The organism is Nostoc sp. PCC 7107, from assembly GCF_000316625.1.
Taxonomy (GTDB): domain Bacteria; phylum Cyanobacteriota; class Cyanobacteriia; order Cyanobacteriales; family Nostocaceae; genus Nostoc_B.
This window is the reverse complement of the sequence record NC_019676.1, coordinates 370368-393750: the sequence shown is the minus strand read 5'-3', so window position 1 is coordinate 393750 and position 23383 is coordinate 370368. Positions and strand designations below refer to the sequence as shown.

The window sequence follows — 23383 nt, the reverse complement described above, 5'->3', positions numbered from 1 at the left end:
ATTGCTACCACTATGGTATTTATAAATCATTCATCAAAAATAACCTAAAAAAATGAGAGCTAAAAAGAAAATGTAGTTATTTTCTTTTGGGTATTACATTCCTGATGCCACTTTTAACACCCATGTTATCATCTTTGTAGCGAGGAATAATATGAATGCTAGCGTGCAGAATATTTTGTCCAGCTTCTCTATTTATATTCATGCCAACATTAAAGCCATCAGGTGCAAATTCTGTTTTGAGAATTGCTTGAACTTTGTTCACCATCAACCAGCAAGCAGATTGCTCTTTAAAAGGTAGTTCAAAATAATTACTCACATGGCGTTTAGGAATGACTAAAACATGACCTTTACTTACAGGATAACCATCAAAAATGGCATAAGCTGTTGCTGACTCAGTTAATAGCTGTAAATTTCTATAAGGATTACAAAATATACAGTTATTAGACGAATTGCGTTGGTAATTATAGTGAGTATATTCATATATCTCTCGGCTCTCATCCAAATAAATTGAATGGAATGGCAGCTTTACATTACATTGGTAGGTCGGTTTTTTATGAACATAATGCTCTCTAAAACCTTGTTTTTTAATATTTCTTCTTACAACATAATAAGCTTTACCTCCTGGTTTTAATAGATGAGAAACTTCCATTAAAACATTCGCTTGCTCTTCAGAAAATAATACATTTAAAACATAAAAGCAAATTATTGTATCAAATTGCCCATGAGGGTAATCAGGCACATAATAAGGATCATAACCTGTAATATCACAACCTTTTTCGCGCAACAATTTAACATCATTACCAAAACCACAGCCAAAATCTAATATTTTGCCCCGAAGTAAGTTTTGATTTAATAAAAACTTTGCTGGAAATGATAGGTAAGTTCTTTCTATTGCTGTGAGATGGCTGAATTGATTTTTTTGTTGCTGCATAGAATGTCCATTTTTAGGTCATTCCTGTCTTAACACAGCTGATCATAAAATTGTTATTTTGATAACATTTTCAGCAATCTTAAGATAAAAAAAGGATATGCACCATAAATACCTCACGTTACATATCCTTCACTTTGCCAGATTTACTTAATGGCTAAAAGTTCAGAAACTGCTGCATGTGCTAACACTACGCTAGGTTCACTTTGGAGCGCAGCATAGTATTTTCTGGCAAACTCATTACCTACTTCTGACGGTGCAATTAAAATGCGAGTATTGGTAATCAAATTCTGCACATCTTCCAAAGATATAGGTTGATCAGATGATAGAGTTTCATCAATTTGCACGACTAGTTCAGAAATCCGATGTAGCCAAGCAAATTGCTCATCAGCGACAACAAGTTGAAAGAGTTCAGTATTCGATACTCTTCCACGAACTTGTTCATAGTTGATGCGTTCTGTTTCTAGCAACATCCGGTGGAGATGTAATAATTTATTTCTTAAATCACGCAGATATTGATGTTGATTTATTCGTTGTAGAAGTGTTTTAGCAGTCAATGTAATCTATCCTCTTGTTACGATATTTTTAATGGCTTCAATACTTGCAGGAATAGGAATTGCAGGTGTAGAGGAGGTACAAAAGTTTGCATAAATTTAGGTAGTCAAATTTACAGCACAAGTCTGAAATTAAAAAAGCTATATAGTAAGCTTTTCAGCCATTTACAATGGGTGCTTTATTTACGCCATACTGTACTAGTTAGAAAAATCTAGTATTTACTTTCTGGCTGCTGTCATTAAAGTTACTGTACTAGATACATTCATATATTTCATATATGGTTAATCATAGATCAAATACCTGAAGCATAACAAATAGAGCTTACACTACTTTTATTTCGGAAAACCCTCGGTAAATTAAATAGGATGATTGTTGTCACGCTTGCCAATGAATATAGGAATAATCGAGGCTTACTGTAGCGGGTTTCTAGAAATTTTACCAGAGGGTGAAAGCAGTGACTATTGGTTGATTGCAGGTATACACATCAACGGTGAAGTCTTCTGTCCTAGTCCAAGGCTTTATCGTTCTGAACGGGTAGCACTAGCAAGAGCAGCACAACTGTATGATTGGATAGTTGACCACAAGCAGCAAATTATGGCTGGAAATTACTTCTGCTCACAATTAAATTTATCCCTGTGGTATCAACCAAAAGTATCTTAGAGGTTGTTGGTTGAAGTTGAATGGCAATATCATCGCTGAGATAATTCCATAAAATTCGCCAGCTTATACATGACTCTAGCACCGACATTGCCATCCCACTCTGCATCACCAACTTCACAAACATCAAAGCCAATAATTTTTCTCCCGCTATTGACTAATTCACGTAATATACAGAATGTTTGCTCTAATTCCAAACCACCAGCGACAGGAGTACCTGTATTGGGACAAAGCTTCGGATCTAAACCATCGATATCGAAGCTAATATAAACATTTTCTGGCAAATGATTGATAATTTCACGACATATATCAATCCAGGTTGTGCCAGCATACAGTTTTTGCTTGATGGCTGGGTCATAATAGGCAACAATGCGACTATCTGATTGGTCAATCATTTGCACTTCATCATGACTAATATCACGTAAACCTACCTGAACTAACTTAGAAATTTGCGGTAGTTTCACAGCATTAAACATGATTGAGGCGTGAGAAAATTCAAATCCCTCATAAGCATCACGTAAATCTGCATGTGCATCAATATGCAGAATGCCGTAATTGGGATATTTAGTTGCTAATGCCTGAAAATACCCTAATGGTGAACTGTGATCTCCACCAATGACTGCAACTTGTTTACCTTGATTGATTGCTGCTTGAGATTGGGTAAATAGCCATTGATTCACTTGTTGGGAAGCCTGATTAATTTCTGTCAGAATTGGAGTTAAATCGGGTGTTTCTGTTAGGGGTTTGCCTTGTGCTAATCTTTCAATAATTTGGGCAGCTAAAGTGCGATAGTAGTGATTTTTTTCTAAAATATCTTGGGGAATTTCAACTAAATAAATTCCCTGTTTCCAGCCATCAGGGTTGTCAAAATCAAATAAATCCAGTTGAGTTGAAGCGTCAAGGATTCTTTGGGGGCCGTTTGCTGTACCTGCACCATAAGAAACAGTAACTTCCCAAGGTACGGCAAAAACAATTAAGTTGGCGGACTCGTAATCAAATGGTAAACCAAAGAGGTTGCCATTAATTTCACCTACACCACTAGGATTATAGTCTGAGAGTTGGTTAATCATCGATCGCCTGCTGAATTTACCTGGGTTATCTGTATGTATTTTAGCGATCGCCCTGATTATTCACCATTTCCCTCTTGAGAAAATCCTAAAATTTTTGTAATTTCAGCTATTAATATACTGGCTTCTACGGGTTTATGAACATAGCTTTGAAAACCAGATAAAAATGCCAGATGATAACTGTCTTCTGAATTTAAAGCCGTTAAAGCAATGGCAGGTGTATGCTGTTTTTGCAAAGTTAACATTTGTCTAACTTTGCGAATTAAAGAATATCCATCTACTTTTGGCATAGCAATATCAAAAATTAAAATATCAAATCGGCAATTTTTGATGATTTCTAGTGCTTCTAAAGCTGATGTGGCTGTAGTTACTTGTATACCATAGCTTTCTAAAATAAAAGTAGTCAAAAAAAGACTATCTTCGTTATCATCTACTACGAGAATTTGCAAACCATCTAAAGATTGGTAATGGTTTATATCATCTTGGAGATGTGAATCTTCGTAATTATTTGTCATGATCAGATGTGCCTCCTTAGTTGGCCTAATCAATTACGGAGGATTTTCCAGTGTTAGTCAGCCGCATACTGGCTAATACTGGTCAACTTTAATCAAAGTACCATGACACGTGTCTGATATCGTTAGAGAAAATGTAAGTAGAGTGCGATCGCTTGTCTGTGGTATTGTAAGTATGAGGATGTAACTTAATCTAATAAATGTTCTAGTCTTACCGTACCACTACTAATACCCTGCATTAAAAATCTGTTGTGCAGTTAGATTTAAATCCGGGAAGGTTACAGATTCAATTCGGTTATTGCCTCTAAATTTACTTACACGATACTCTGCATCTTCTAAAGCACAAACCAAAATAGTAGGCTGTTTAGGATTCCCGATAAATTCCCTACCGCCCAATCCTGCATAATCTATAATCCAATATTCAGGAATCCCTATCTCTTCATAATCAGCGTATTTTTTAAGGTAATCATCACGCCAGTTTGTACTTACTACTTCAACAATCAATGGTATTGATGAACCTTGAATAACAGTGGATTCTTTTTTCCACAGAGGTTCATTGACTAAATTGGCACGATTTAACAACAGTACATCTGGTGAGTAAGCTGATTCGTTTTCTGGTGGTTTGACTAGTGCTGTCTTAGGTAGGAAGTAAGGAAGATTTAAACGGATACATTCTCTAGTAATTTCAAAGGCTAAAAATCCAATTACTTCTTCATGATCTCCTGTTGGTTGTGGCATTTCAAGCACTACTCCATCATGAAGTTCGTAAAGTTTTCCTGTTTGATCTGGATATTTAGCAACAAATTCATCAAATGTAATTAACTTGCTGAGAGATTGAGTCATTGCTGATACCACTGCTCTTCAGATTTTAACTTTAAGCAGAGTGCGATCGCTCATTTTCTGCATTTTATTATAGATGCGATCGCAATTTTTCAGTTTTCCTGTCTGCAAGCAATTGCTTTTATTTTCTTAAAGAGTCCTTCAATATGAGTATCTAAGGTAATAAAGTCATCGGTAGGCCATACATCATTCAGTAAACAAAATAGCTGTTCGCCAACTCTTTGATCCTTACCAAATCCACCCCAATTACAACTAGTCATCACTACAAGAAATATCTTTGCTGTTTTAGACACTTCTGTCAATTTTTGTTCTCGCTCTTGAAAAAGCTCATACCAATTATGGCGATGCCATCCAAGTTGTGTTTTGCATTCAATAATAGCGATCAATTCATCACCACGCCAGATACTAATATCAGGACGCATAGCGTTACGTTTCCTTTGAATAGGACGTTCTGAAGCTATTTCCAAGCCAAGGTTTTCTAAATCATTAAATAACTTGAGAAAGAAGAGTATTGTTTCTACAAAGAAATCTGAACCTGCTTGAGCTACCTGCTTACCCAGAAAAATTTTAATTGCTGATTGAGAACGATAAAAAGCACGTAGACGGTTTGCAATTGCCTGTGAATAATCAAACTCGCTAGAGAATGTATTAACCTTTTTTATTTGCTCGTATGAATGCTGCAATGCTAACGCCAAATTATCCAATGTATGAGCATATTCGTCTTCAAACTTTAGAGACATAATTGTTCTATAAACTATTTAACTGGCATCTCTATAATGAAGTACCTCATAACATAACCGGATGGGTAATTTTGCTGAAGCTAATGGAGAATATTTTGCCAAAAATGAGTAAGTAAAAGCGACTTTTGCAATGCTTATAAAAGCAACCTAATTTATCTACTGTTAATTTATCTCTCAAAAATCCTCATCATCAACAAAAAACTCTGCATCCTCTTCCAAGCGATTATCCCCAGAACCAGCCAGCCCCCAGAGAGGTTGCAACACAGCAATTCCAATTACGCCGAAAGCTGCACTAAAAGCCAGCACTAAACCAACTGGTATTTGAATTGATTGAAAACTCAAAAACTTTAACGATACTGGTGTGGCATTTTGGACTGAAAGAATTGCGATCGCCATTATCCAAACAGCCATAACAACAGATATTAACAAATTAGCAATTGTCTTCATAAAAAATAACAAATTCAAACAGATGAACACAGATATTGATCAATGTTCATCTGTCTCCATTCACGGTATAACTTCTTATCCTAACTTAGCAATTACACTTTCCATTTCTTGGGCGATTTGCGAGAGTTTTTCGGGACTATGGGTTTCCATATAAACGCGCACCAGTGGTTCTGTTCCTGAAGGACGCAGAAGTACCCAACTACCATCTTCTAAGTAAAGTTTAATCCCATCTTTTCGCCCAGTTTCTTTGACTTTAATACCCGCAACTTCTGAGGGCGGATTTTTAGTAAAAGAGTCGATAACTGCGGTTTTGTGGGCTTCGGTGAGGTGTAAGTCCAGACGATGATTATACAAGGGGCCGTCAGCTTCGGCGATCGCTTCTTTGACAAGTTGACTGAGGGGTTTACCTTCGTAGGCGATCGCTTCTGCAACTAGCATATCGGCTAAAACACCATCTTTTTCGGGGATATGCCCAACGATACTTAAACCACCTGATTCTTCACCCCCAATCAGCACGGTAGTTTCCCGCATTTTTTCACCAATATATTTAAAGCCTACGGGTGTTTCATAAATTGGCAAACCATGTTTAGCTGCAAAATTATCCAGTAAGTGTGTTGTCGCTACAGTGCGAACAATTGCACCGGTTTTACCTTTGTTTTTAATTAAATGCCTTGCTAATACTAATAGCACAGTGTTAGGTGTGAGAACATTGCCTTGTTCATCTACGATACCAAAGCGATCGCTATCACCGTCTGTTGCCAAACCTAAGTCAGCGTGGTCGCGGCGCACAGATGCAACTAACTCTTCTAGTTGTTCCCCTTTGGGTTCTGGCATTCCGCCACCAAATAATACATCCCGCCAAGTGTGGAAACTTTCTAATTCCACGCCACTTTGTTGCAAAACTTCATCTAAATAACCGCGAGATGTGGAATATAGCGCATCATATTTAACTTTTAAATGGGCGCTTTTAATGCGTTCGATATCGAGCAATGTGTAGATAAATTGCAAATAATCGGGTTTGGGATCAAAAATAGAAATTGACCCGCTAGGGTTGTTACTAGGCAGATCATCCGCAGCACTTTCAATATTTGCCACAATAGTATCAGTGATTTCTGGAGTGGCAGGCCCGGCATAATCGGGGATATATTTAATTCCACAATATGGTGCAGGATTATGGCTGGCTGTAAACATCAACGCCCCTGCTGAATTTAAGTGACGGGCGTTGAAGGCAATTACTGGTGTGGGACAATCCCGATCAGTAATTTTGACCGTCCAACCCAAGTCTGCTAAGACTTGCGCGGCTGTACGAGCAAACTCATCAGCTAAAAACCGCGTATCGTAAGCAATGAGAACAGGTCTGTCTTTTGTGTAGGCTGTTTCGAGGTAACTTGCGATTGCTCTAGTTACTTTCCGCACGTTGGGGAAAGTAAAATCATCGGCGATAATTCCTCTCCATCCGTCAGTCCCAAACTTTATTTTACCGGAATTGCTAGTAACGCTCATTGTTGCCAATTTCTCCCGTCCATCTTCAGTAGTCTATTACGAAGCTTCCCGCAAAGCGTGCCTAGCCGCAAGTATCAAAAGAAGTTGTGAGCAGCCAAAATTAATGCTCAAATTTCTCCCCACTGTATTTCTTCTCACTGCTTGTTAGCGATGTCAACCCCTGACCGACCTTTTGCCAGTTATCACCTTTGGTCTTTAATTGCCCCAGCCATAGGACAAGAACGCTGGCATTGTCAGATGCGACGTGGGTTTATTAAAGCACGTCAACATGAACCCGAAGTTAAAGCACTATTAACAAAGGCTACGGCACCTCAGCGGATTGGTATACTCGCCCAAAAAGGCGTTTATGAGTTTCATCATAATAGACATTTGTTAAACAAATCCGATGGTGTCGAAAAAGTCGCACAGTTATTAAAACTCAGCAATACTAGCTACCAAGTTCAACAACGAGTCATCCAAATTTTGAAGAAATATCAGGATGCACCGTTGCTGCGGGGAAAAAATATTCTGCAATTAACTCCAGGTGATGAAGGTTTTCCCAAGCCTATTTTAATTGAACAAGGGGATTCTTATTTCCGCTTATATGCAGCTATGGACTGCATTTTTATTGATGGCGATCGCACTTTACATATTTTAGATTTCAAAACTGGCAAATCTGCCTTTGACCAAAGACAAGCACTAGTTTATCTACTAGCTGCCCGTTATCTTTATCCCGGTAGACAAGCAGTCGCCTCATTTTATAATTTAGAACTGGGTAAAAAATCTGACTTAATTAAAATTACTAACCACGAATTTGAAAATTTAAAAGATGAGTTAGCTAATATTGCTCATAAACATCAAGACGACTTACACAAATATCAGAAAGAAAATAGTAATTTTAGTCAGATTTTCCCACCCAACCCTGGTTATCACTGTCGTTTTTGTCCCTTTAATTCTATTTGTGAATTTGCCAATGTCACAACTTCTTCTCACACAATTATCCCAGTTTAAGAATCAACCAATCTCTTTAAAATAAGATATATCAATATTGCCGAAATAAAGAATCATAGCAATATTAACTTGTTCTAAAACTTGGACTAGCCACATGATATCCCTAGTATTTGAAAATTCATAATGATGAAATAAAGTTGTTAATCGCTTCTCCAGATATGATTTAGCTTTAGGGCAAATTAACAAAATTTTTAGCAATAATCCAGTAGTAACTATAGTACCTTGATTAGTAATTAAGTCGATAAAATTAAAATGTTGTATCGATAAATGACTTTCAACAATTAAAAAATTCAATAACTGATTACAGGCTCTTATGATTAAAAATTCATCAAGTTTTTGCTGATCAGCTTGTGGCAATGTTTTTTTTAACTGTGTGTATAACTTTTGTTGCAACTGCCGTTTTCCTGAAACTCCAGTAATCGAAGATATAAGATATTCATATAAATTATCTTTAAAGTCACGAAAACAATTTACCTGTTGACTAGAATGTAAGAATTTTTGTGCTAATTCTTGGTATGTATAATTACCTTCGACCTTACCAATAAAATGTTGTAGAGTATCATGCAGTTGGCGATCGCTTAATAATGTAGGATTGTTGACAGGACGTAAAATCCTATCTGCTTGATCTACTGATACTTTTTTGATTAGCTGAGTGCGGCGCACTTGATACGTAACATATTGCGATAAATCAACTTCAAATTGTTTTTGCACCTGTGCTTGTATTTGTTTAACCCGCCACTGGTGTTCAAAGGTAGAATCATCACTGATTAAACAATGTTCATATAAATAAGGATAACGACGAATTAAACTAATTAAAGGCTGAGGTACATGATTAATATTTTCCTCAGTTGTTTTCGTTATTACCTGTACAAATCTGCGTAAAATTAAATACTGTTCACTAACGAGAAACATCTGGATTAATTCACGCAAGCGTCTAATATTGCGATAACGAAAACTCGTGGTTCTCGATCTGGTAGGTGATAACTCAAATAATTTTACTAATTCTGGAATTGCATAATGCAATTGCGGCTGCATGTGCCAGCGATTAATTAAAATATGACAGCAACGGTTTATAAAAAATTTAAACTCATGCACAGCAGTTTTACATACTGTAATTTTATCTAATATTAATAATATTTCTGGTTCAGGATAATCTGCACCTTCAATAAATAAAGCCCGACAGCGCTCAATCATCTCATGGGGAGATTTAACTTGCACCAAATGCAGCAAATGTTGATATATTTGCTTTTCTTCAGCATTAAATTGCTGAGAATTTTGTGTCAAGTAGGAAGGTACATAAGCTTGATGGCTGGAGACTACAATATTACTAGCAACCTGTGGTTTGGGAATTTTTTGAGATTTACGATTCATCCAATCATTCACTTGATCATTACCGCTTTTAAATTGAGTTTATGAATTATAAGAGAAGATTTCGTTTATGCAAACTTAAGAAATCTCATCTTTCTGTTTACTAATATTTTTACTTAGCGTCAGGACAGTAAATATCAGCCTGATGATTGCTTCACAACTTCAGCTTTAAAAAAGCTGGAAAATTAACTATATACAGGAAGACTATCCTAATTATGAAAAGCTGTCTTGGGGGTGTATACGGGTTCTGCTGTGTAGGTTGACTACAGAACCATCTCCATACGCTGACTAGAGTACTCTGGTTAAATGACAGGAAACAGAGAACTGCAAAGAAAGCAGATAAGAGATGTACTGATTTTTGAAAAATCAAATATGAGTTCTATAGTTAATGTGGCTTAATTTCCGAACTAGATATTGCTATCAAGCTAGATTTTTGCTCCTTAACTTGATATTAGAGGGTCAAAATTCTCCAATGAAACATTTGGAGGATATGACCCAACTAACGAGGTAAAAATTAAAAAGGTGGTAATTCTTTAAGAATCGTAAAGCGAATATGATTAATTGCTAAATCACCTATAGGGATATCTTCTTTTGTTAGTCTATTGCCTTGACTACTTAAACTTTCAAAAGTGATACCCTTGCCAATTTCAATATGATACCAACACAAGCCCATAAAAAAGCGAGTCGGATAAGGGCCACCATACCCCAAATCATCAGGATTTGATTCCATTGGCAACCAACCAAAATTAGGGATGTAAAACTCCAACCAAACATGATTAAAATCTGGTTGTAATGGTACTCCTTGATGTTCGCTATATGGGGGGCATTTGTATCTGCCAACTGTACGACAGGGTATACCATTTATGCGGCACAAAGCCAGTAAAACACCCACATACTCACCACAAGAACCAACTCCTCGTTCTAAAACTATATCTGGGGTGTCAATGTAGGGTTTAATGCCGTAAGACAACTCATCGTAAACATAGTTACGGATACTATACATTTTCCGCAGCAAGTTGGTTTCAGAGCCAATGGCATCACGGGCTGCATTGCGGACAATAGAAGTATCCATTGCCAAATCGTCGTCATCTACTAGGTAACGACTTTGAAATTCTGCGGAAAGTTCTGGCAAGTCCTCCACATCTTTAGGCGTAATTCGATACTTAATCCCCCGTACTTCTAACAATGCCTTCCAGCCAAATACGTGCCGTTCACCAGGAGCTAACGCCTCAAATTTAAACACTGCAACCCGTTGCCCGTCAATTACTTCTTCTGTAAAAGGAACACCAATAGGTTCGATGTGTTTAAGTGTTTGGCGTTCAGTTTCTGAAGGTAACGCAATGCGCCATTCGACATCTGGGAGATACACCTCTTCTAAGGGTGCAATTTCTTCGGCATAAGACATTTCAATGAGATAGCCATTAGAAAGAGCGTAGCGCTTATCTGGGTTGTAATAGTAATACAGCGGGTGAATGAAAGTCCGATCGCGGTAAGTTAACTCATGATTTGGGTCAGCATTGGGATTATCCCGGATATAAGGCTCCTCAGAAGCATAAGCAACGTAAAGGGTTTCCTTACCTGTCTCACCATCGTGATGTACGGCGATCCCTGTAGGTGAATCAAACGGTGTCAGCACACTAAAATTTAGCTCACCCGTCGCCCGATCCATCGAGTAAACTGTTTGTTCAGTGCAATCGCAAATCCACAAAGTTTCTTGAGTCACTGCCAAATTTTCTACACCAACTCCAGGCGCATAAAATTTGGTAATTTCTTTGCGGGTATTACGGTCAAAAATCAAAATGTAACCTAGCTTTTGGCAGCTAATATAAACTGTTGAGTCCCAAACAGCCGCACCATTAGCGGTATAGGGTAAGGTCGCAAAATGTTCTAGCCCTAAAGATCCCAACTTCGATAAATAAACACTATTACCACGAGTTACCCAGAGGGTATCTTCCCAAACTGCTAACCCGGTGACATCATCAAATTCTTTCACCTGGTGCGGATTGATAATTTTGCTGTTGTCAGACTCAGGATCAATCTCTAGTAGATGCCCTTTTGTACTGTCAATCGCAATCAGTCTATCTTGAATAAAAGCAATGCCACATAGGGAGGCAGCAGTAAGCGGTCGAATTGTCCTTTGCCCAAACATCTGGCTTGCAGTCTAATGAGGGAGTGCAAAATTTATATTAAGCATATATATTCCCCGGTTTAGCACGCCTAGCATATATTTTGCTATAGCCTCTAGACGGAAACGCAAGTTTTTTTGGGGACGATTTTTAATCAAAAATTCTTAGAATTAGTATCAATTACATAAAAATACACAACATCCTAACTTAAAAAAAGTTAGCAAATGTCAGGAAACACATTTAAACTTGTACAAGTTAGTAATAACCTAATGTAACTTTAGTGGATGGTTTTATCGCCATCACTAAATTATGATCGAATTTTGTAACCTTTTTCTGTAACCTACACAATGTCTGCTAATTCTCTGCCTGAAAGTACCCCAATTTGGCATACTTTGGAAGTTGATAAAGCTCTAGGCCTGCTTGATAGTAAGGCAGACAGTGGCTTAACACCCCAAGAAGTTGAACAACGGTTGCAAAAATACGGCCCCAACGAATTAGAAGAACATGGTGGCCGCAGTGCTTGGGAAATTTTGCTCGATCAGTTCAAGAACATTATGTTGTTGATGCTGATTGCTGTGGCTTTAATCTCAGGGTTCTTGGATTTTACCGCATGGCAAGCTGGCGCATTAAAACCAGGAGAAGTGCCATTCAAAGATACAGTTGCAATTATGGCAATTGTGGTTCTCAATGGCATCCTTGGTTATGTGCAAGAAAGCCGTGCCGAAAAAGCTTTAGCCGCGCTTAAACAAATGGCTTCTCCCTTAGTGCGAGTCATCCGCGACAGAAAACTATTGGATGTCGCAGCGAAAGAAATCGTTCCAGGGGATGTCATGTTGCTGGAAGCGGGAGTGCAGATAGCCGCAGATGGACGCTTAATCGAACAGTCCAGTTTACAAGTGCGAGAATCAGCACTGACAGGGGAAGCAGAAGCTGTCAATAAACAAGCAATTCTCCAACTACCCGAAGATACATCTTTAGGCGATCGCCTGAACTTAGTTTTTCAAGGCACTGAAGTTGTCCAAGGACGCGGTAAAGTTCTGGTGACAAACACAGGAATGACCACAGAACTAGGTAAAATTGCCACCATGTTGCAATCGGTGGAGAGTGAACCGACACCTTTGCAACAACGGATGACGCAACTGGGTAACGTTCTAGTTTCTGGTTCCTTGATTTTAGTAGCGATCGTTGTCATTGGTGGTATCATCCAGTCCAGAGGTTTTAGTAACTTACAAGACCTTTTAGAAGTTTCTTTAAGTATGGCGGTGGCAGTAGTTCCAGAAGGTTTACCAGCCGTTATTACTGTTACCTTGGCATTAGGAACCCAGCGGATGGTACGCCGCAATGCCTTGATTCGCAAACTGCCAGCAGTAGAAACTTTGGGTTCTGTCACAACAATTTGTTCTGATAAAACAGGCACCCTGACACAGAACAAAATGGTGGTGCAATCGATTTTTACCAACCACAAAACTTTTCGGGTAACAGGAGAAGGTTACGCGCCTGTTGGGGATTTTCAATTAGATAGTCAAAAAATCCCTGTGGAAGATTACCCCGAAATTCCCGCTTTACTCGTCGCTTGTGCCGTTTGTAATGATTCGGTATTGCAAAAAGAACAAGGGGAATGGGCAATTTTAGGCGACCCCACCGAAGGCGCATTAATCACACTAGCGGGTAAGGCTGGCATTGAGAAAGACCAGTGGAACAGTAAGTTACCTCGTGTGAGCGAATTTCCGTTTACCTCAGAACGCAAACGGATGAGTGTGATTACTCAGGTAGAAGAAGTCGCTACTGGAGAACCATCGCTAACAGGTGTAGATCCGGCAATTTCCGGTTTTATCAACTCTGAACCTTACCTGATGTTTACCAAAGGTTCCCCAGAATTAATTTTGGCTCGTTGCACGGAAATTCGTTTAGGTACAAACTCAGCACCTTTAACAGAAGAACAACGTAGCAACATTCTGGCAGCAAATGACCAAATGGCCAGCAAAGGCTTGCGAGTTTTGGGTTTTGCTTGCAAACCCCTGACAGAAGTCCCCTTAGAAGGCTCAGATGAAGCATCGGAGAACAGCTTGATTTGGCTGGGGTTAGTCGGAATGCTGGATGCACCCAGACCAGAAGTGAGAGCAGCCGTGGCAGAATGTCGCCAAGCCGGAATTCGCCCAGTAATGATTACAGGCGACCATCAGTTGACAGCCCGCGCCATTGCGATCGATTTGGGCATTGCTCAAGAAAGCGACAGAGTGCTAACTGGTCAAGAATTGCAACGTATGAGCGACCAGGAACTAGAGCAACAAGTTGACTTAGTAAGCATCTATGCCAGAGTAGCCCCAGAACACAAACTACGAATTGTCCAAGCATTGCAACGCCGGGGTAGATTTGTCGCCATGACTGGTGATGGTGTGAATGATGCCCCCGCCTTAAAACAAGCAGATATCGGGATTGCAATGGGCATTACTGGTACAGATGTGAGTAAAGAAGCCAGTGATATGGTGCTTCTAGATGACAACTTTGCCACCATCGTGGCGGCAACTAAAGAAGGTAGAGTGGTTTACACCAATATTCGCCGCTTTATTAAATACATCTTGGGTAGTAACATCGGCGAAGTTTTAACTATTGCCGCCGCACCAATCTTAGGTTTAGGTGGTGTTCCCCTCACACCCTTGCAAATTCTCTGGATGAACTTGGTCACAGACGGTTTACCAGCCTTGGCTTTAGCTGTCGAACCACCAGAGCCAGATGTGATGCAGCGTCCCCCCTTCAGTCCCCGCGAAAGCATTTTTGCTAGGGGTTTGGGTTCCTACATGATTCGCATCGGAATTGTGTTTGCGATTATTACGATCATTCTCATGGAGTGGGCATATCATCATACTCACACAGTCACAGGGAATGGACTCGACCCAGAACGTTGGAAAACAATGGTATTTACATCCTTGTGTATTGCCCAGATGGGTCACGCGATCGCTATTCGTTCTAATAACCAACTTACCATTGAGATGAATCCTGTATCTAATCCTTTCGTGCTGGGTGCGGTTGTGGTGACAACAATTTTACAACTCATGCTTGTTTACGTTCCACCCCTGCGCGACTTCTTCGGCACTCACTGGCTACCTCCCGAAGAGTTGGCAATTTGTATTGGTTTCAGCGCCTTAATGTTTGTCTGGATTGAAGGTGAGAAAATCTTCTTCCGTTTAATGGGCAAGAGAACTGTTTAATAAGTAAAAAGGTAAAAGTAAAAAGTAAAAAGAGAAGATAGTTTATAACTTCAGCCTTGCTTCAAGAATCTTTGTTTTTGCCTTTTGCCTTTTGCCTTTTTACTTAAACTATGTATCTCAAAACTTTACATCTAAGACAATTTCGGAATTACCAAGAGCAAAGGGTTGAGTTCAATGCTGCCAAAACGATTTTGGTAGGAAATAACGCTCAGGGTAAGTCGAATTTGTTGGAAGCAGTAGAGTTATTAGCCACATTGCGATCGCACCGTATGGCACGCGATCGCGATTTAATTAAAGATGGGACAGACTTCGCCCAAATCAATGCCAGCCTGGAACGAGATACAGGTAGTAGTGATTTAAATTTAACTCTCCGCCGTAATGGTCGCCGCAGTGTGGCAATTAATGGCGAGATTGTGCGGCGACAAATGGATTTTTTGGGTGTTCTCAACGCCGTGCAGTTTTCCAGTTTAGATTTAGAATTGGTGCGTGGAAGTCCAGAAATCCGGCGCAACTGGTTGGACACTCTATTAATTCAACTCGAACCAGTTTATGCTCATATTTTGCACCAGTACAACCAAGTATTACGCCAACGCAACGCCTTTTTAAAAAAAAACCAAGACTCAGCTATCAGCACTCAACACTCAGAACTCGCCCTTTGGGATGCACAGTTAGCAACTACAGGCACAAGAGTAATTAGAAGACGCGATCGGGCTATCCAAAGATTAGCTCCTATTGCAGCGGCTTGGCACGCCAGCATTAGTGGCAGTACCGAAGTCTTAGAAATTAAATATTCACCTAACATTCCTTTGGCGCAGAACCAACCAGAAGAAGTCCAGCAAGCTTTTTTACAAAAAATTCAGCACCGCGCTGTGGCCGAACTCTACCGAGGTACTACCCTTGTCGGCCCTCATCGTGACGAAGTAGAATTGACTATTAATCAAACGCCTGCTCGGCAATATGGTTCTCAGGGTCAGCAACGTACCTTAGTCTTAGCCTTAAAACTCGCAGAATTACAGCTAATTGAAGAAGTGGTTAAAGAGCCGCCACTGTTGTTGCTTGATGATGTCCTGGCTGAATTAGATCCATATCGTCAAAATCAATTGCTTGATGCGATTCAAGACCGTTTTCAAACTTTAATTACCACAACTCACTTGAGTTCTTTTGATGCTCAGTGGTTAAATTCTTCTCAAATTCTGTTTGTCAAAGCAGGAGAGATATTCATGAATTAGTCAATAGTCATTTGTCATTGTGAGAATTGACGAATGACTATTGACAAGTGGCAAATGACAATGACATTTCAATTATGCAAAAAACTAATCACAAATTAGAGCCACAGGAAATCGCATCATTAGGTGCATCACTACGAGCAATTGAGCAAAAGTTCTTAAAACAAAGACGGAAAGAGGGCTATAAAAAAATTTGGTTGCAAGGTGAAGAACCTTATTTTGATGTTTTTTTTGAATTTGAGTATGAAAAAATAATCTGGTTTCAATTTACCTTGCGTGGTAAAACAGTCTCATGGGATATCAGAAGACCAGAATTACAAACAGGTAATACTAATGAGTTGTGTACTGATGATGTGAGTTTTTACGCAGCTAGTAAAACTATTGAAACTGATAACCAAACAGATTGGGAATTTATATATTTAGTTAAATTAATCTTAGAAACTAGAGCCGAAGAAGAAATTTTTACTCAAGCATTAGCCTTATTTAATAAATGACCCAGTGCAAACTTAACTATTTTCTAATTTCTTAAACAGATTCAGCACTAAAATTGTCAATAAAGCAGCTATTAATCCCAATTGCCATAAACCACACCCAGCAGCAATTCCTAATGCGGCTGAAACCCAAATCGCTGCGGCTGATGTCAGTCCGTGAACTTCAAGTTGCTGTGATTTTTGGGAAGATTCTCGAAAAATTTCTCCAGCCCCAAGAAATCCTACACCTGCGGCGATACCTTGAATTACCCGACTCAGAGCATCAGGACTGGCCCCTAACATACCTGTTTGCAAAGGTATAAGAGTGAACAAGGCTGAACCCAAACTAACCAATGTGTGCGTTCTTAAACCTGCTGGCTTACGTCTAATTTGACGTTCTATCCCAATAACTGCGCCTAACAGTAAAGCTAGGCAAAGTCTAAAAAGAGTATTCAGCCAATCATTTGGTGGAAAGTAGTAAGTATTTAACAATTCTGTTTTTAGATATATATATAAAGTAATATATGTTACTCTAACTTAAAAATAACGCCATTGCTGCTGGTAATTAGAGTTGAGTAAAAGATATTTGGTACTATTTCTGTGTCCCAACTTGATGGGTATTGCTATCAAGCAACAGCGCTGAGTATAAATTATTGGGGAAAAATATTCTGGCTTAGTTTGATTAATTTCACTAAAAGGCCAGATGTTCTGGAGAATTTAAAGACAATGATTGATTACCAGCCAATCATGATAATTTTGGATAATCAGATGTATTCAGTGTAGTTCTATATTTAGGCAGATGATATGGAATTTGGATGAAAATTTATGGCAATATTAATGATCTGCACTAACTACATAACTTTCAAACTGATGGACTAGCTATTTGAGTGTTAAAACTGATTAGTAAGTATAATTTTAACTCAAACTGCTAAGTTTAGTCATAAACTCAATACTTGAAGGCTATATACCTGTCTAGAGTTTTATCTATGACTATTGCAACAGAAATATCAATTAGCCAAGGGGTGAGATTATTACCAGACATCGTGGAATAAAAAATTAACTCTTAACTAAGTCAAACGAATCTTAAATAATAGACAAGCAAGAACTTCTCTCGGCAGATAATTTAGTCAATAGCCTGAAAATATTGGCCGAGAGAAAAAGCCTGTAGTAGCAAATTGACAACTAATAAAAAATAACGTGAGTGGAAAAAGTCTACTGGCTTGACCAAATTAAACTACAAGACCGCACCAAAGTAGGTGACAAAGCATTTTACTTAAGCAGAATCATGCAGCGTGGCTACCCTGTAGTACCTGGTTTTGTGGTTTCAGCAGAAGTTTTGCGGCAATTTTTAGAAACTATCAACAGTTCAGAGTCCTTAGTTGCAGACTTACCAGATTCTTCATTGCATTTAGATGTAGCTAATTGGCGACAGCTTCAGCTGGTAGCTAGTCGCTTGCGCCAAGAAATAGTAGGTGCAACTGTACCGCCACAGTGGGTGAGGACAATTTTAGCAGCGACGAGAGAATGGCAGGCTAAATATTTGATTTTGCAACCAACATTGTCAGTTGGGGATACTGCACAAGGGGTAGGAAATACATCTGGGTTGTTGGAGGCAAGCTTTTGTTATTGTGATGAGGAGGCGATCGCTGTAGGATTAAAGCGCATCTGGAGTCAGTTATTTCGCGCTAGAAGTTTACTGTATTGGCAACGCATGGGAATTGATCTGCAAAATGTGAATTTGGCTGTGTTAGTCCAACCAATACAAAATGCGATCGCCAGTGGCTCACTTCAGGCTAATTCTGCTGGGTGGACAATTGAAGCAACTTGGGGACTAAGTGTAGCACTTACCAGGGGTGAAGTTTTGCCAGATTTATACTACATCCAGCAAGAAACAGGTATTGTCTTAGAACGACATTTGGGTAATAAGATACTGGCTTATCGTCTTGATGATGGTACAACAGCAGCCGAGCAAGCACCAATCCAGTCAGCAATCATTGATGAAAATACTGGTCTAATTGCTAATTTACTACCAGAAGAAGCACAAAAACAATATGCGCTACCAGAACAAAATTTGCAACAAGTCATAGCTTTGGGGAATCAACTAGTCAGTGAACTGGGTAACAGTTTTACTTTCCAGTGGAGTATTGCAGCAGCAGATTCAGTGTCTCAAATCCATATTACAGAGGTTAACACTCCCCTATCGGCAATTCCCAATTTACAGTTAATCAAAGGGCTAGGCGCAGCCACAGGAAGGGTAACAGCTAGTGCTTATGTGATTAATTCGCTACAAAAACCTGAGCAAATACCCCAAGGAGTCATTCTCGTCGTCCCAGCGATCGCACCTGATTGGTTAACTTTGATGCACAAAGTTGTGGCGATTGTTACAGTACAAGGGGGATTGACTAGCCATGCAGCGATTTTATCGAGAGAATTGGGTATTCCCGCAGTTGTTAGCGCCAAAGATGCTACAGTCTTAATTCAAACCGGAGAACAATTGCTGGTAGATGGCGACAGAGGAGAAGTTTATCGCCTGAGAGAAAGTAAAGCCGGAAATGGAGAAAATCAAGAAATTAATTCCCCTATCTCTGCTTTTTCATCAAACCATCCCCTTGTTAGCCCTCATTTACCCATCATTGCTACTCAACTATTGGTAAACCTGAGTCAGCCTAGCTTAATCGAGCGATCGCAAAACTTACCTGTCGATGGTGTGGGATTGTTACGCTCAGAATTAATGTTATTAAATATACTCGAAGGGCAACATCCTCATAATTGGCTGTTGAGTGGTCGTCGGGCTGAACTGTTGGAGATATGGACACAGCAAATTATCAACTTTGTGCGGGCTTTTACACCCCGACCAGTGTTTTATCGCTCTCTTGATTGGCGATTCCCGGAGTTTTCATCATTAACTCACACTTCACCATCTGCACCACATTCTATCCTGGGCGATCGCGGCACATTGAGTTATGTCAGCAATCCCGCTGTTTTTGAGTTGGAACTAACAGCCTTACTTAATGTGCAGAAAGCTGGCTACAGCAATCTCCGGCTTTTGTTACCCTTTGTGCGGAATGTCGCTGAATTTACCTTTTGTCGCCACAAAGTTGAGCAAATTGGCTTAACTCAGGTATCACAATTTCAATTGTGGATGATGGCAGAAGTACCTAGTGTATTATTTTTACTCCCAGAGTATATCAAAGCTGGAGTTCAGGGAATTTCCATCGGCACAAATGACCTCACCCAACTGTTGCTAGGAGTAGATCGAGAAGAAGGACAGCTAACAAAAACATTTGATGAACGCCATCCAGCGGTGATGAGTGCGATCGCTCAACTAATTCAAATGGCCAAAAATGAGGGAATCCCCTGTTCCATCTGTGGTCAAGCACCGGCATTATATCCCGAAATTATTGACCAACTAGTGGAATGGGGTATCACATCAATTTCTGTAGAACCGGAAGCAGTAGAACGGACATATCAAGCGATCGCTCGTGCTGAACATCGGTTAATCTTAGCAGCAGCACGCCGTCACATCAGCCAGCCATAAAATCTTACTTAATATATCCAGTTTCCCGGAAAAACTTACGTAAATCAGCAAAATATTGGTTGCGGTCACTTTTGGTATAAGCTTGTCGGACTCGTTTCCAACCATCTTCTCCCTGACCCAGCAAATACTTATCTGCCAAATATGCAGCTAAAAATCCTTTACCGTCATTACCTTGTTGACGAATCTCGGTGTAAGTTTTCCATAACTCAGAAGCATTGCTATAAATTAACTTGGGATAGCGGCGAGTCACATCAACCATTTTGCCTTGACGATATTGCCAAATTTGCAGTGGATAGGCAGAAGCCGCATAAGCTGTAAATGCGTAAGCAAAGCGATCGTCTTGACTCTCAAGTTCTACGATACCATCTTTATCTAAATCTTTGAGTCGATAAGCCCCATTACCCCAATCATGGCGAATTTGAGTATATTTTTGGGATTTTTTGTCGTAGCGATAAATTAAAGAATAAGTACAACAATGTGCGCCGCCTGTAAAGAAATCGGTAACTACTTCTGGTTCTTTGTCACCGTCTAAATCTAGTATGGGCAACTTATCTTCTTTTTCGTATATACCGCCAACAGGTCGGTCATATTCACTTTCTTGGGGCAGTTTTTGATCTAAAACAACTTTACCTGCGCGGCTAATCTGCAAACGGACATTTTTATATTGATATTCCTCTGGTTTGTCATAAGTTATTTCTGCACTAACATTACCTAATTGCCCAGTAATAGTTTCTGCACTACTTGACTGGGCAAATACAGCCATCTGGCTAAAAACAGCTAGACCGATCAGAGATGGACTCAACAAAGCACGAAGATTATTCAGCATAAGTATTGTATGTAGCTTGTTCAACTGTATACAACACTACAAAAACCATCAATATCGGAAAATACCTGCTACTTCTAACTGACTTGGCATTTTTTCTAGTTCCATAGCATAAACCTTGCTACCAACAATTTGAGCAAGAAGTTGCATTTATCCCACATTGGGTGTATCTGTATTAGGCGAATTTGGCTGGACTGCTATCCCTTGTGCTGATGGATTCACAAAACCTAAACTCACTCGTTTCATCATCCAATACAAACCGAGAAGAATCACAAATGTAATAGTTATCAGTACTAAAGGCTGTTTACCCAAAAGTTCCTCGACACCTTTAGTCAATAAGGCATCCGGTTGAGTAATAAAATCCCAACTGTTGAAACGTAAAAATCTGCCCCAATAAATCCCAACAGCACAAAGAGCATGAGTAATTAATTCAATCCTAAAAATCCAGTGGCTTTTGCCAATGCGGTGTAAATAGTAGCCTAAATTTATTAAAGATATAACATAAGCTTCAAAGCCAGCAAAAATTACCAGCAAATAAACCGGAATTAATACCAAAGTAATCATCCACACTGATTGGATTGTCCGAATATCGTCAATTAGGTGAATGACATCGGTTAATAGATAAGGCGCATTTGGTAAAAAAGCATAGAATACGATAAATCCCAACCACCAAACCCAAGAACGTCCCCGTTTTGTGCGGAACAACCAAACACTTAAAGCTAAAGGTATAAAAGCCAAAAACAGGTTCCAAGTCATCCAATTCATGTTGATTCGCAAGACCTGTACAACTCTGGCTATCAATTCAATCAATTCCCCTTTCATAAATGCTCACTTGCAAGATGTGTGATTGATTTAATATCGTTCTTTAGTCTTAACTTCTGTGGTGGACTGATAAGTTAGGCAAAAATTAGCTGTGATACTTTATGTATGCTCTGTCGGGCTGTAAAAAGCCTACATCGGGTGGATAAAGATAGTACTCACTAAAAACCTTAAGCGGACTATACAGGCTTAATCATTTCATACTTCATACTTTCTACTTTTCGTACTAGTATAACCAGAAAATTATCAAGGATATATTTAACAGAAATCTGGAAGAGTGACTGGCAAAACTTCCACTCACACTCCCAGTATAATTTTTGCTCTAGGAGGTCGTATTTTTTTAGTCGTTTCTTGGATACAATCTGCACTAGAGCAATTCCCGAAAAATTAAAAATTTGATGTTTCTCAGTAGCTAACGCACCAAAACTCGACTGCGGGGGCCGATCGCTTGTTTAGCCGCAGTCACTTGTGGACGACAATTGACGGACTCTTGGTCGCAAATCTTAGGTTCGACGCTAGACACTTCTAAACTGACGGGATTAGCGCTGAGAGAATAGCCACTACTGAACTCCATATTAGAATCATTAGAGGGTGATGGACTAGATTGAGCAAATGTTCCACCAAGATTAGATGTTATCGGAGCCTTAGCGATCGCACCACTATCTACTGATACAGGCACAGGTGTAGAAGGAGTTGGTGTGGAAGGAGAAGGATTACTCACAACAGGTGGAGTTGGAGTAGTCCCACCACCGGAATTAATCGGAGTAGCATCAGCAGGTACGGTAATTGTCAACCTCACCAAAGGAGTATTTTTCATCTCATAGGGGGTGGGATCTGGCGTAGTACCGGGAATATCCGACTTATAATCAAAAACTGTTGGACTTTCACCACCATTGCGATCGCTATATCTTGGCCCTTGGCCATTCAATAGAAAAGTACCTTGATATTGCTGTCCAGTTTTTGGGTCTGTGACAACACCAGTGTAGTAAGCTTTGGCAAAGCCAAACTCATCTTGAACTACACCTTGAAAGGAAATGTTAGGGATTTTTCCTTGATAAGTAAAGGGTGTTAATTTACCACCAGACAGCGCGGGTGAAGTCAAAACACCATTGAAGGAAATTACAGGGATGCCCTTAAAGTCAACAACATAACGCAAACTACCATCAGTGCGTGTTAGTACCTTCACATAGTCGGACTTATAAACAGGCACATAATTGGGCTTACTTGCAGAACCTATGTTACGTTGATACACTCCTTGAGAGTCAGTATCAATCCGTGTGACGGAGTTATTAAAATTCGGATTAAAACTTGGCAGTTCTAAGGTACCTGATACTGTACCCGTACTTTGAATGATCAGTTGAGCCGAAGCACTACTTCCTCCCAAAGCAATCAACATTGCGGCTAAACTACTACTACCCAAAACTGCACAGCCTATCTTTGTCGCTGATGACTGGAATTGCATGAAAAATTTGCTCCTTAATTTGCTCATGAAAAACAACACGCAGAGGAATCTACTGCGTGATTAAAAAGTCGAAAATCTAACTTACAGACGCGGAAAGATTGCT

At 39.5% G+C, this 23383-nt stretch carries 20 protein-coding genes; 6 read left to right on the top strand and 14 right to left on the bottom strand.

All coding sequences use genetic code 11. From position 1 onward, the window contains the following. Positions 1-76: 76 nt before the first annotated feature. Positions 77-931, bottom strand: coding sequence for an HIT family protein (locus NOS7107_RS01720; RefSeq protein ID WP_015111266.1), 855 nt, complete (start codon positions 929-931; stop codon positions 77-79). A 143-nt stretch (positions 932-1074) separates the two neighbouring features. Next, positions 1075-1485: a hypothetical protein gene (locus NOS7107_RS01715; RefSeq protein WP_015111265.1), complete on the bottom strand. Its 411-nt coding sequence runs from the start codon at positions 1483-1485 to the stop codon at positions 1075-1077. Between the two features lie 385 nt (positions 1486-1870). Here NOS7107_RS01715 and NOS7107_RS01710 point away from each other — a divergent pair, with 385 nt between their 5' ends. Next, entirely contained in the window at positions 1871-2143 is a 273-nt protein-coding gene (locus NOS7107_RS01710) for a hypothetical protein (RefSeq protein WP_015111264.1), read from the top strand. A gap of 29 nt (positions 2144-2172) precedes the next feature. On the opposite strand, the gene speB is transcribed toward NOS7107_RS01710, so the two are convergent. The 6 genes from speB to NOS7107_RS01680 all read right to left on the bottom strand — a co-directional run bounded on the left by speB (position 2173) and on the right by NOS7107_RS01680 (position 7249). Next, the gene (gene speB / locus NOS7107_RS01705; protein WP_015111263.1) at positions 2173-3210 is read right to left on the bottom strand and encodes an agmatinase SpeB; all 1038 of its coding nucleotides are present in this window, start codon (positions 3208-3210) and stop codon (positions 2173-2175) included. A gap of 56 nt (positions 3211-3266) precedes the next feature. Continuing rightward, complete coding sequence (locus tag NOS7107_RS01700; protein ID WP_015111262.1) at positions 3267-3722, bottom strand: response regulator; 456 nt, start codon at positions 3720-3722, stop codon at positions 3267-3269. A gap of 222 nt (positions 3723-3944) precedes the next feature. Further along, positions 3945-4562, bottom strand: a complete 618-nt coding sequence (locus NOS7107_RS01695) for a Uma2 family endonuclease (protein ID WP_015111261.1) — start codon at positions 4560-4562, stop codon at positions 3945-3947. Positions 4563-4651: 89 nt separating this feature from the next. Then, a complete protein-coding gene (locus NOS7107_RS01690) occupies positions 4652-5299 on the bottom strand; it encodes a hypothetical protein (protein WP_015111260.1) in 648 nt (215 codons plus the stop codon). A 174-nt stretch (positions 5300-5473) separates the two neighbouring features. Continuing rightward, positions 5474-5746, bottom strand: a complete 273-nt coding sequence (locus tag NOS7107_RS01685) for a LapA family protein (protein WP_015111259.1) — start codon at positions 5744-5746, stop codon at positions 5474-5476. Positions 5747-5821: 75 nt separating this feature from the next. After that, positions 5822-7249, bottom strand: coding sequence for a phosphoglucomutase/phosphomannomutase family protein (locus NOS7107_RS01680; RefSeq protein WP_015111258.1), 1428 nt, complete (start codon positions 7247-7249; stop codon positions 5822-5824). 150 nt (positions 7250-7399) lie between these two features. Between NOS7107_RS01680 and NOS7107_RS01675 the strand changes: the two genes are divergently transcribed. After that, positions 7400-8239: a PD-(D/E)XK nuclease family protein gene (locus NOS7107_RS01675; RefSeq protein WP_015111257.1), complete on the top strand. Its 840-nt coding sequence runs from the start codon at positions 7400-7402 to the stop codon at positions 8237-8239. A gap of 3 nt (positions 8240-8242) precedes the next feature. Here the strand turns inward: NOS7107_RS01675 and NOS7107_RS01670 are convergent, their stop codons facing one another. Both NOS7107_RS01670 and NOS7107_RS01665 read right to left on the bottom strand, forming a co-directional pair. Continuing rightward, positions 8243-9610 (bottom strand): hypothetical protein, encoded by a 1368-nt coding sequence (locus NOS7107_RS01670; protein ID WP_015111256.1) that lies wholly within the window; start codon positions 9608-9610, stop codon positions 8243-8245. Between the two features lie 511 nt (positions 9611-10121). Then, on the bottom strand, positions 10122-11756 hold the full coding sequence (locus NOS7107_RS01665) for a transglutaminase family protein (RefSeq protein ID WP_015111255.1): 1635 nt from the start codon (positions 11754-11756) through the stop codon (positions 10122-10124). Positions 11757-12080: 324 nt separating this feature from the next. Between NOS7107_RS01665 and NOS7107_RS01660 the strand changes: the two genes are divergently transcribed. From NOS7107_RS01660 to NOS7107_RS01650, 3 genes are all read left to right on the top strand, one after another. Next, positions 12081-14942, top strand: a complete 2862-nt coding sequence (locus NOS7107_RS01660; protein WP_015111254.1) for a cation-translocating P-type ATPase — start codon at positions 12081-12083, stop codon at positions 14940-14942. Positions 14943-15052: 110 nt separating this feature from the next. Then, positions 15053-16171, top strand: a complete 1119-nt coding sequence (recF, locus tag NOS7107_RS01655; protein WP_015111253.1) for a DNA replication/repair protein RecF — start codon at positions 15053-15055, stop codon at positions 16169-16171. A 74-nt stretch (positions 16172-16245) separates the two neighbouring features. After that, the gene (locus NOS7107_RS01650; protein WP_015111252.1) at positions 16246-16662 is read left to right on the top strand and encodes a hypothetical protein; all 417 of its coding nucleotides are present in this window, start codon (positions 16246-16248) and stop codon (positions 16660-16662) included. 12 nt (positions 16663-16674) lie between these two features. On the opposite strand, the gene NOS7107_RS01645 is transcribed toward NOS7107_RS01650, so the two are convergent. Then, positions 16675-17130, bottom strand: coding sequence for an MgtC/SapB family protein (locus tag NOS7107_RS01645; protein WP_015111251.1), 456 nt, complete (start codon positions 17128-17130; stop codon positions 16675-16677). Between the two features lie 709 nt (positions 17131-17839). Between NOS7107_RS01645 and NOS7107_RS01640 the strand changes: the two genes are divergently transcribed. Beyond that, positions 17840-20176: a putative PEP-binding protein gene (locus NOS7107_RS01640; protein ID WP_015111250.1), complete on the top strand. Its 2337-nt coding sequence runs from the start codon at positions 17840-17842 to the stop codon at positions 20174-20176. A gap of 4 nt (positions 20177-20180) precedes the next feature. Here the strand turns inward: NOS7107_RS01640 and NOS7107_RS01635 are convergent, their stop codons facing one another. From NOS7107_RS01635 to NOS7107_RS01625, 3 genes are all read right to left on the bottom strand, one after another. Beyond that, on the bottom strand, positions 20181-21002 hold the full coding sequence (locus NOS7107_RS01635; protein WP_015111249.1) for a hypothetical protein: 822 nt from the start codon (positions 21000-21002) through the stop codon (positions 20181-20183). A 147-nt stretch (positions 21003-21149) separates the two neighbouring features. Continuing rightward, positions 21150-21821, bottom strand: a complete 672-nt coding sequence (locus tag NOS7107_RS01630; RefSeq protein ID WP_015111247.1) for a DUF1361 domain-containing protein — start codon at positions 21819-21821, stop codon at positions 21150-21152. 409 nt (positions 21822-22230) lie between these two features. Further along, positions 22231-23280, bottom strand: coding sequence for a hypothetical protein (locus tag NOS7107_RS01625; protein ID WP_015111246.1), 1050 nt, complete (start codon positions 23278-23280; stop codon positions 22231-22233). Positions 23281-23383 lie beyond the last annotated feature (103 nt).

What these genes read in the sequence shown, in the direction of transcription:
- NOS7107_RS01720 (WP_015111266.1), bottom strand. Translation starts at nt 931, where the DNA reads ATGCAGCAACAAAAAAATCAATTCAGCCATCTCACAGCAATAGAAAGA.
- NOS7107_RS01710 (WP_015111264.1), top strand. Translation starts at nt 1,871, where the DNA reads ATGAATATAGGAATAATCGAGGCTTACTGTAGCGGGTTTCTAGAAATT.
- speB (WP_015111263.1), bottom strand. Translation starts at nt 3,210, where the DNA reads ATGATTAACCAACTCTCAGACTATAATCCTAGTGGTGTAGGTGAAATT.
- NOS7107_RS01700 (WP_015111262.1), bottom strand. Translation starts at nt 3,722, where the DNA reads ATGACAAATAATTACGAAGATTCACATCTCCAAGATGATATAAACCAT.
- NOS7107_RS01695 (WP_015111261.1), bottom strand. Translation starts at nt 4,562, where the DNA reads ATGACTCAATCTCTCAGCAAGTTAATTACATTTGATGAATTTGTTGCT.
- NOS7107_RS01690 (WP_015111260.1), bottom strand. Translation starts at nt 5,299, where the DNA reads ATGTCTCTAAAGTTTGAAGACGAATATGCTCATACATTGGATAATTTG.
- NOS7107_RS01685 (WP_015111259.1), bottom strand. Translation starts at nt 5,746, where the DNA reads ATGAAGACAATTGCTAATTTGTTAATATCTGTTGTTATGGCTGTTTGG.
- NOS7107_RS01680 (WP_015111258.1), bottom strand. Translation starts at nt 7,249, where the DNA reads ATGAGCGTTACTAGCAATTCCGGTAAAATAAAGTTTGGGACTGACGGA.
- NOS7107_RS01675 (WP_015111257.1), top strand. Translation starts at nt 7,400, where the DNA reads ATGTCAACCCCTGACCGACCTTTTGCCAGTTATCACCTTTGGTCTTTA.
- NOS7107_RS01670 (WP_015111256.1), bottom strand. Translation starts at nt 9,610, where the DNA reads ATGAATCGTAAATCTCAAAAAATTCCCAAACCACAGGTTGCTAGTAAT.
- NOS7107_RS01665 (WP_015111255.1), bottom strand. Translation starts at nt 11,756, where the DNA reads ATGTTTGGGCAAAGGACAATTCGACCGCTTACTGCTGCCTCCCTATGT.
- NOS7107_RS01660 (WP_015111254.1), top strand. Translation starts at nt 12,081, where the DNA reads ATGTCTGCTAATTCTCTGCCTGAAAGTACCCCAATTTGGCATACTTTG.
- recF (WP_015111253.1), top strand. Translation starts at nt 15,053, where the DNA reads ATGTATCTCAAAACTTTACATCTAAGACAATTTCGGAATTACCAAGAG.
- NOS7107_RS01650 (WP_015111252.1), top strand. Translation starts at nt 16,246, where the DNA reads ATGCAAAAAACTAATCACAAATTAGAGCCACAGGAAATCGCATCATTA.
- NOS7107_RS01635 (WP_015111249.1), bottom strand. Translation starts at nt 21,002, where the DNA reads ATGCTGAATAATCTTCGTGCTTTGTTGAGTCCATCTCTGATCGGTCTA.
- NOS7107_RS01630 (WP_015111247.1), bottom strand. Translation starts at nt 21,821, where the DNA reads ATGAAAGGGGAATTGATTGAATTGATAGCCAGAGTTGTACAGGTCTTG.
- NOS7107_RS01625 (WP_015111246.1), bottom strand. Translation starts at nt 23,280, where the DNA reads ATGCAATTCCAGTCATCAGCGACAAAGATAGGCTGTGCAGTTTTGGGT.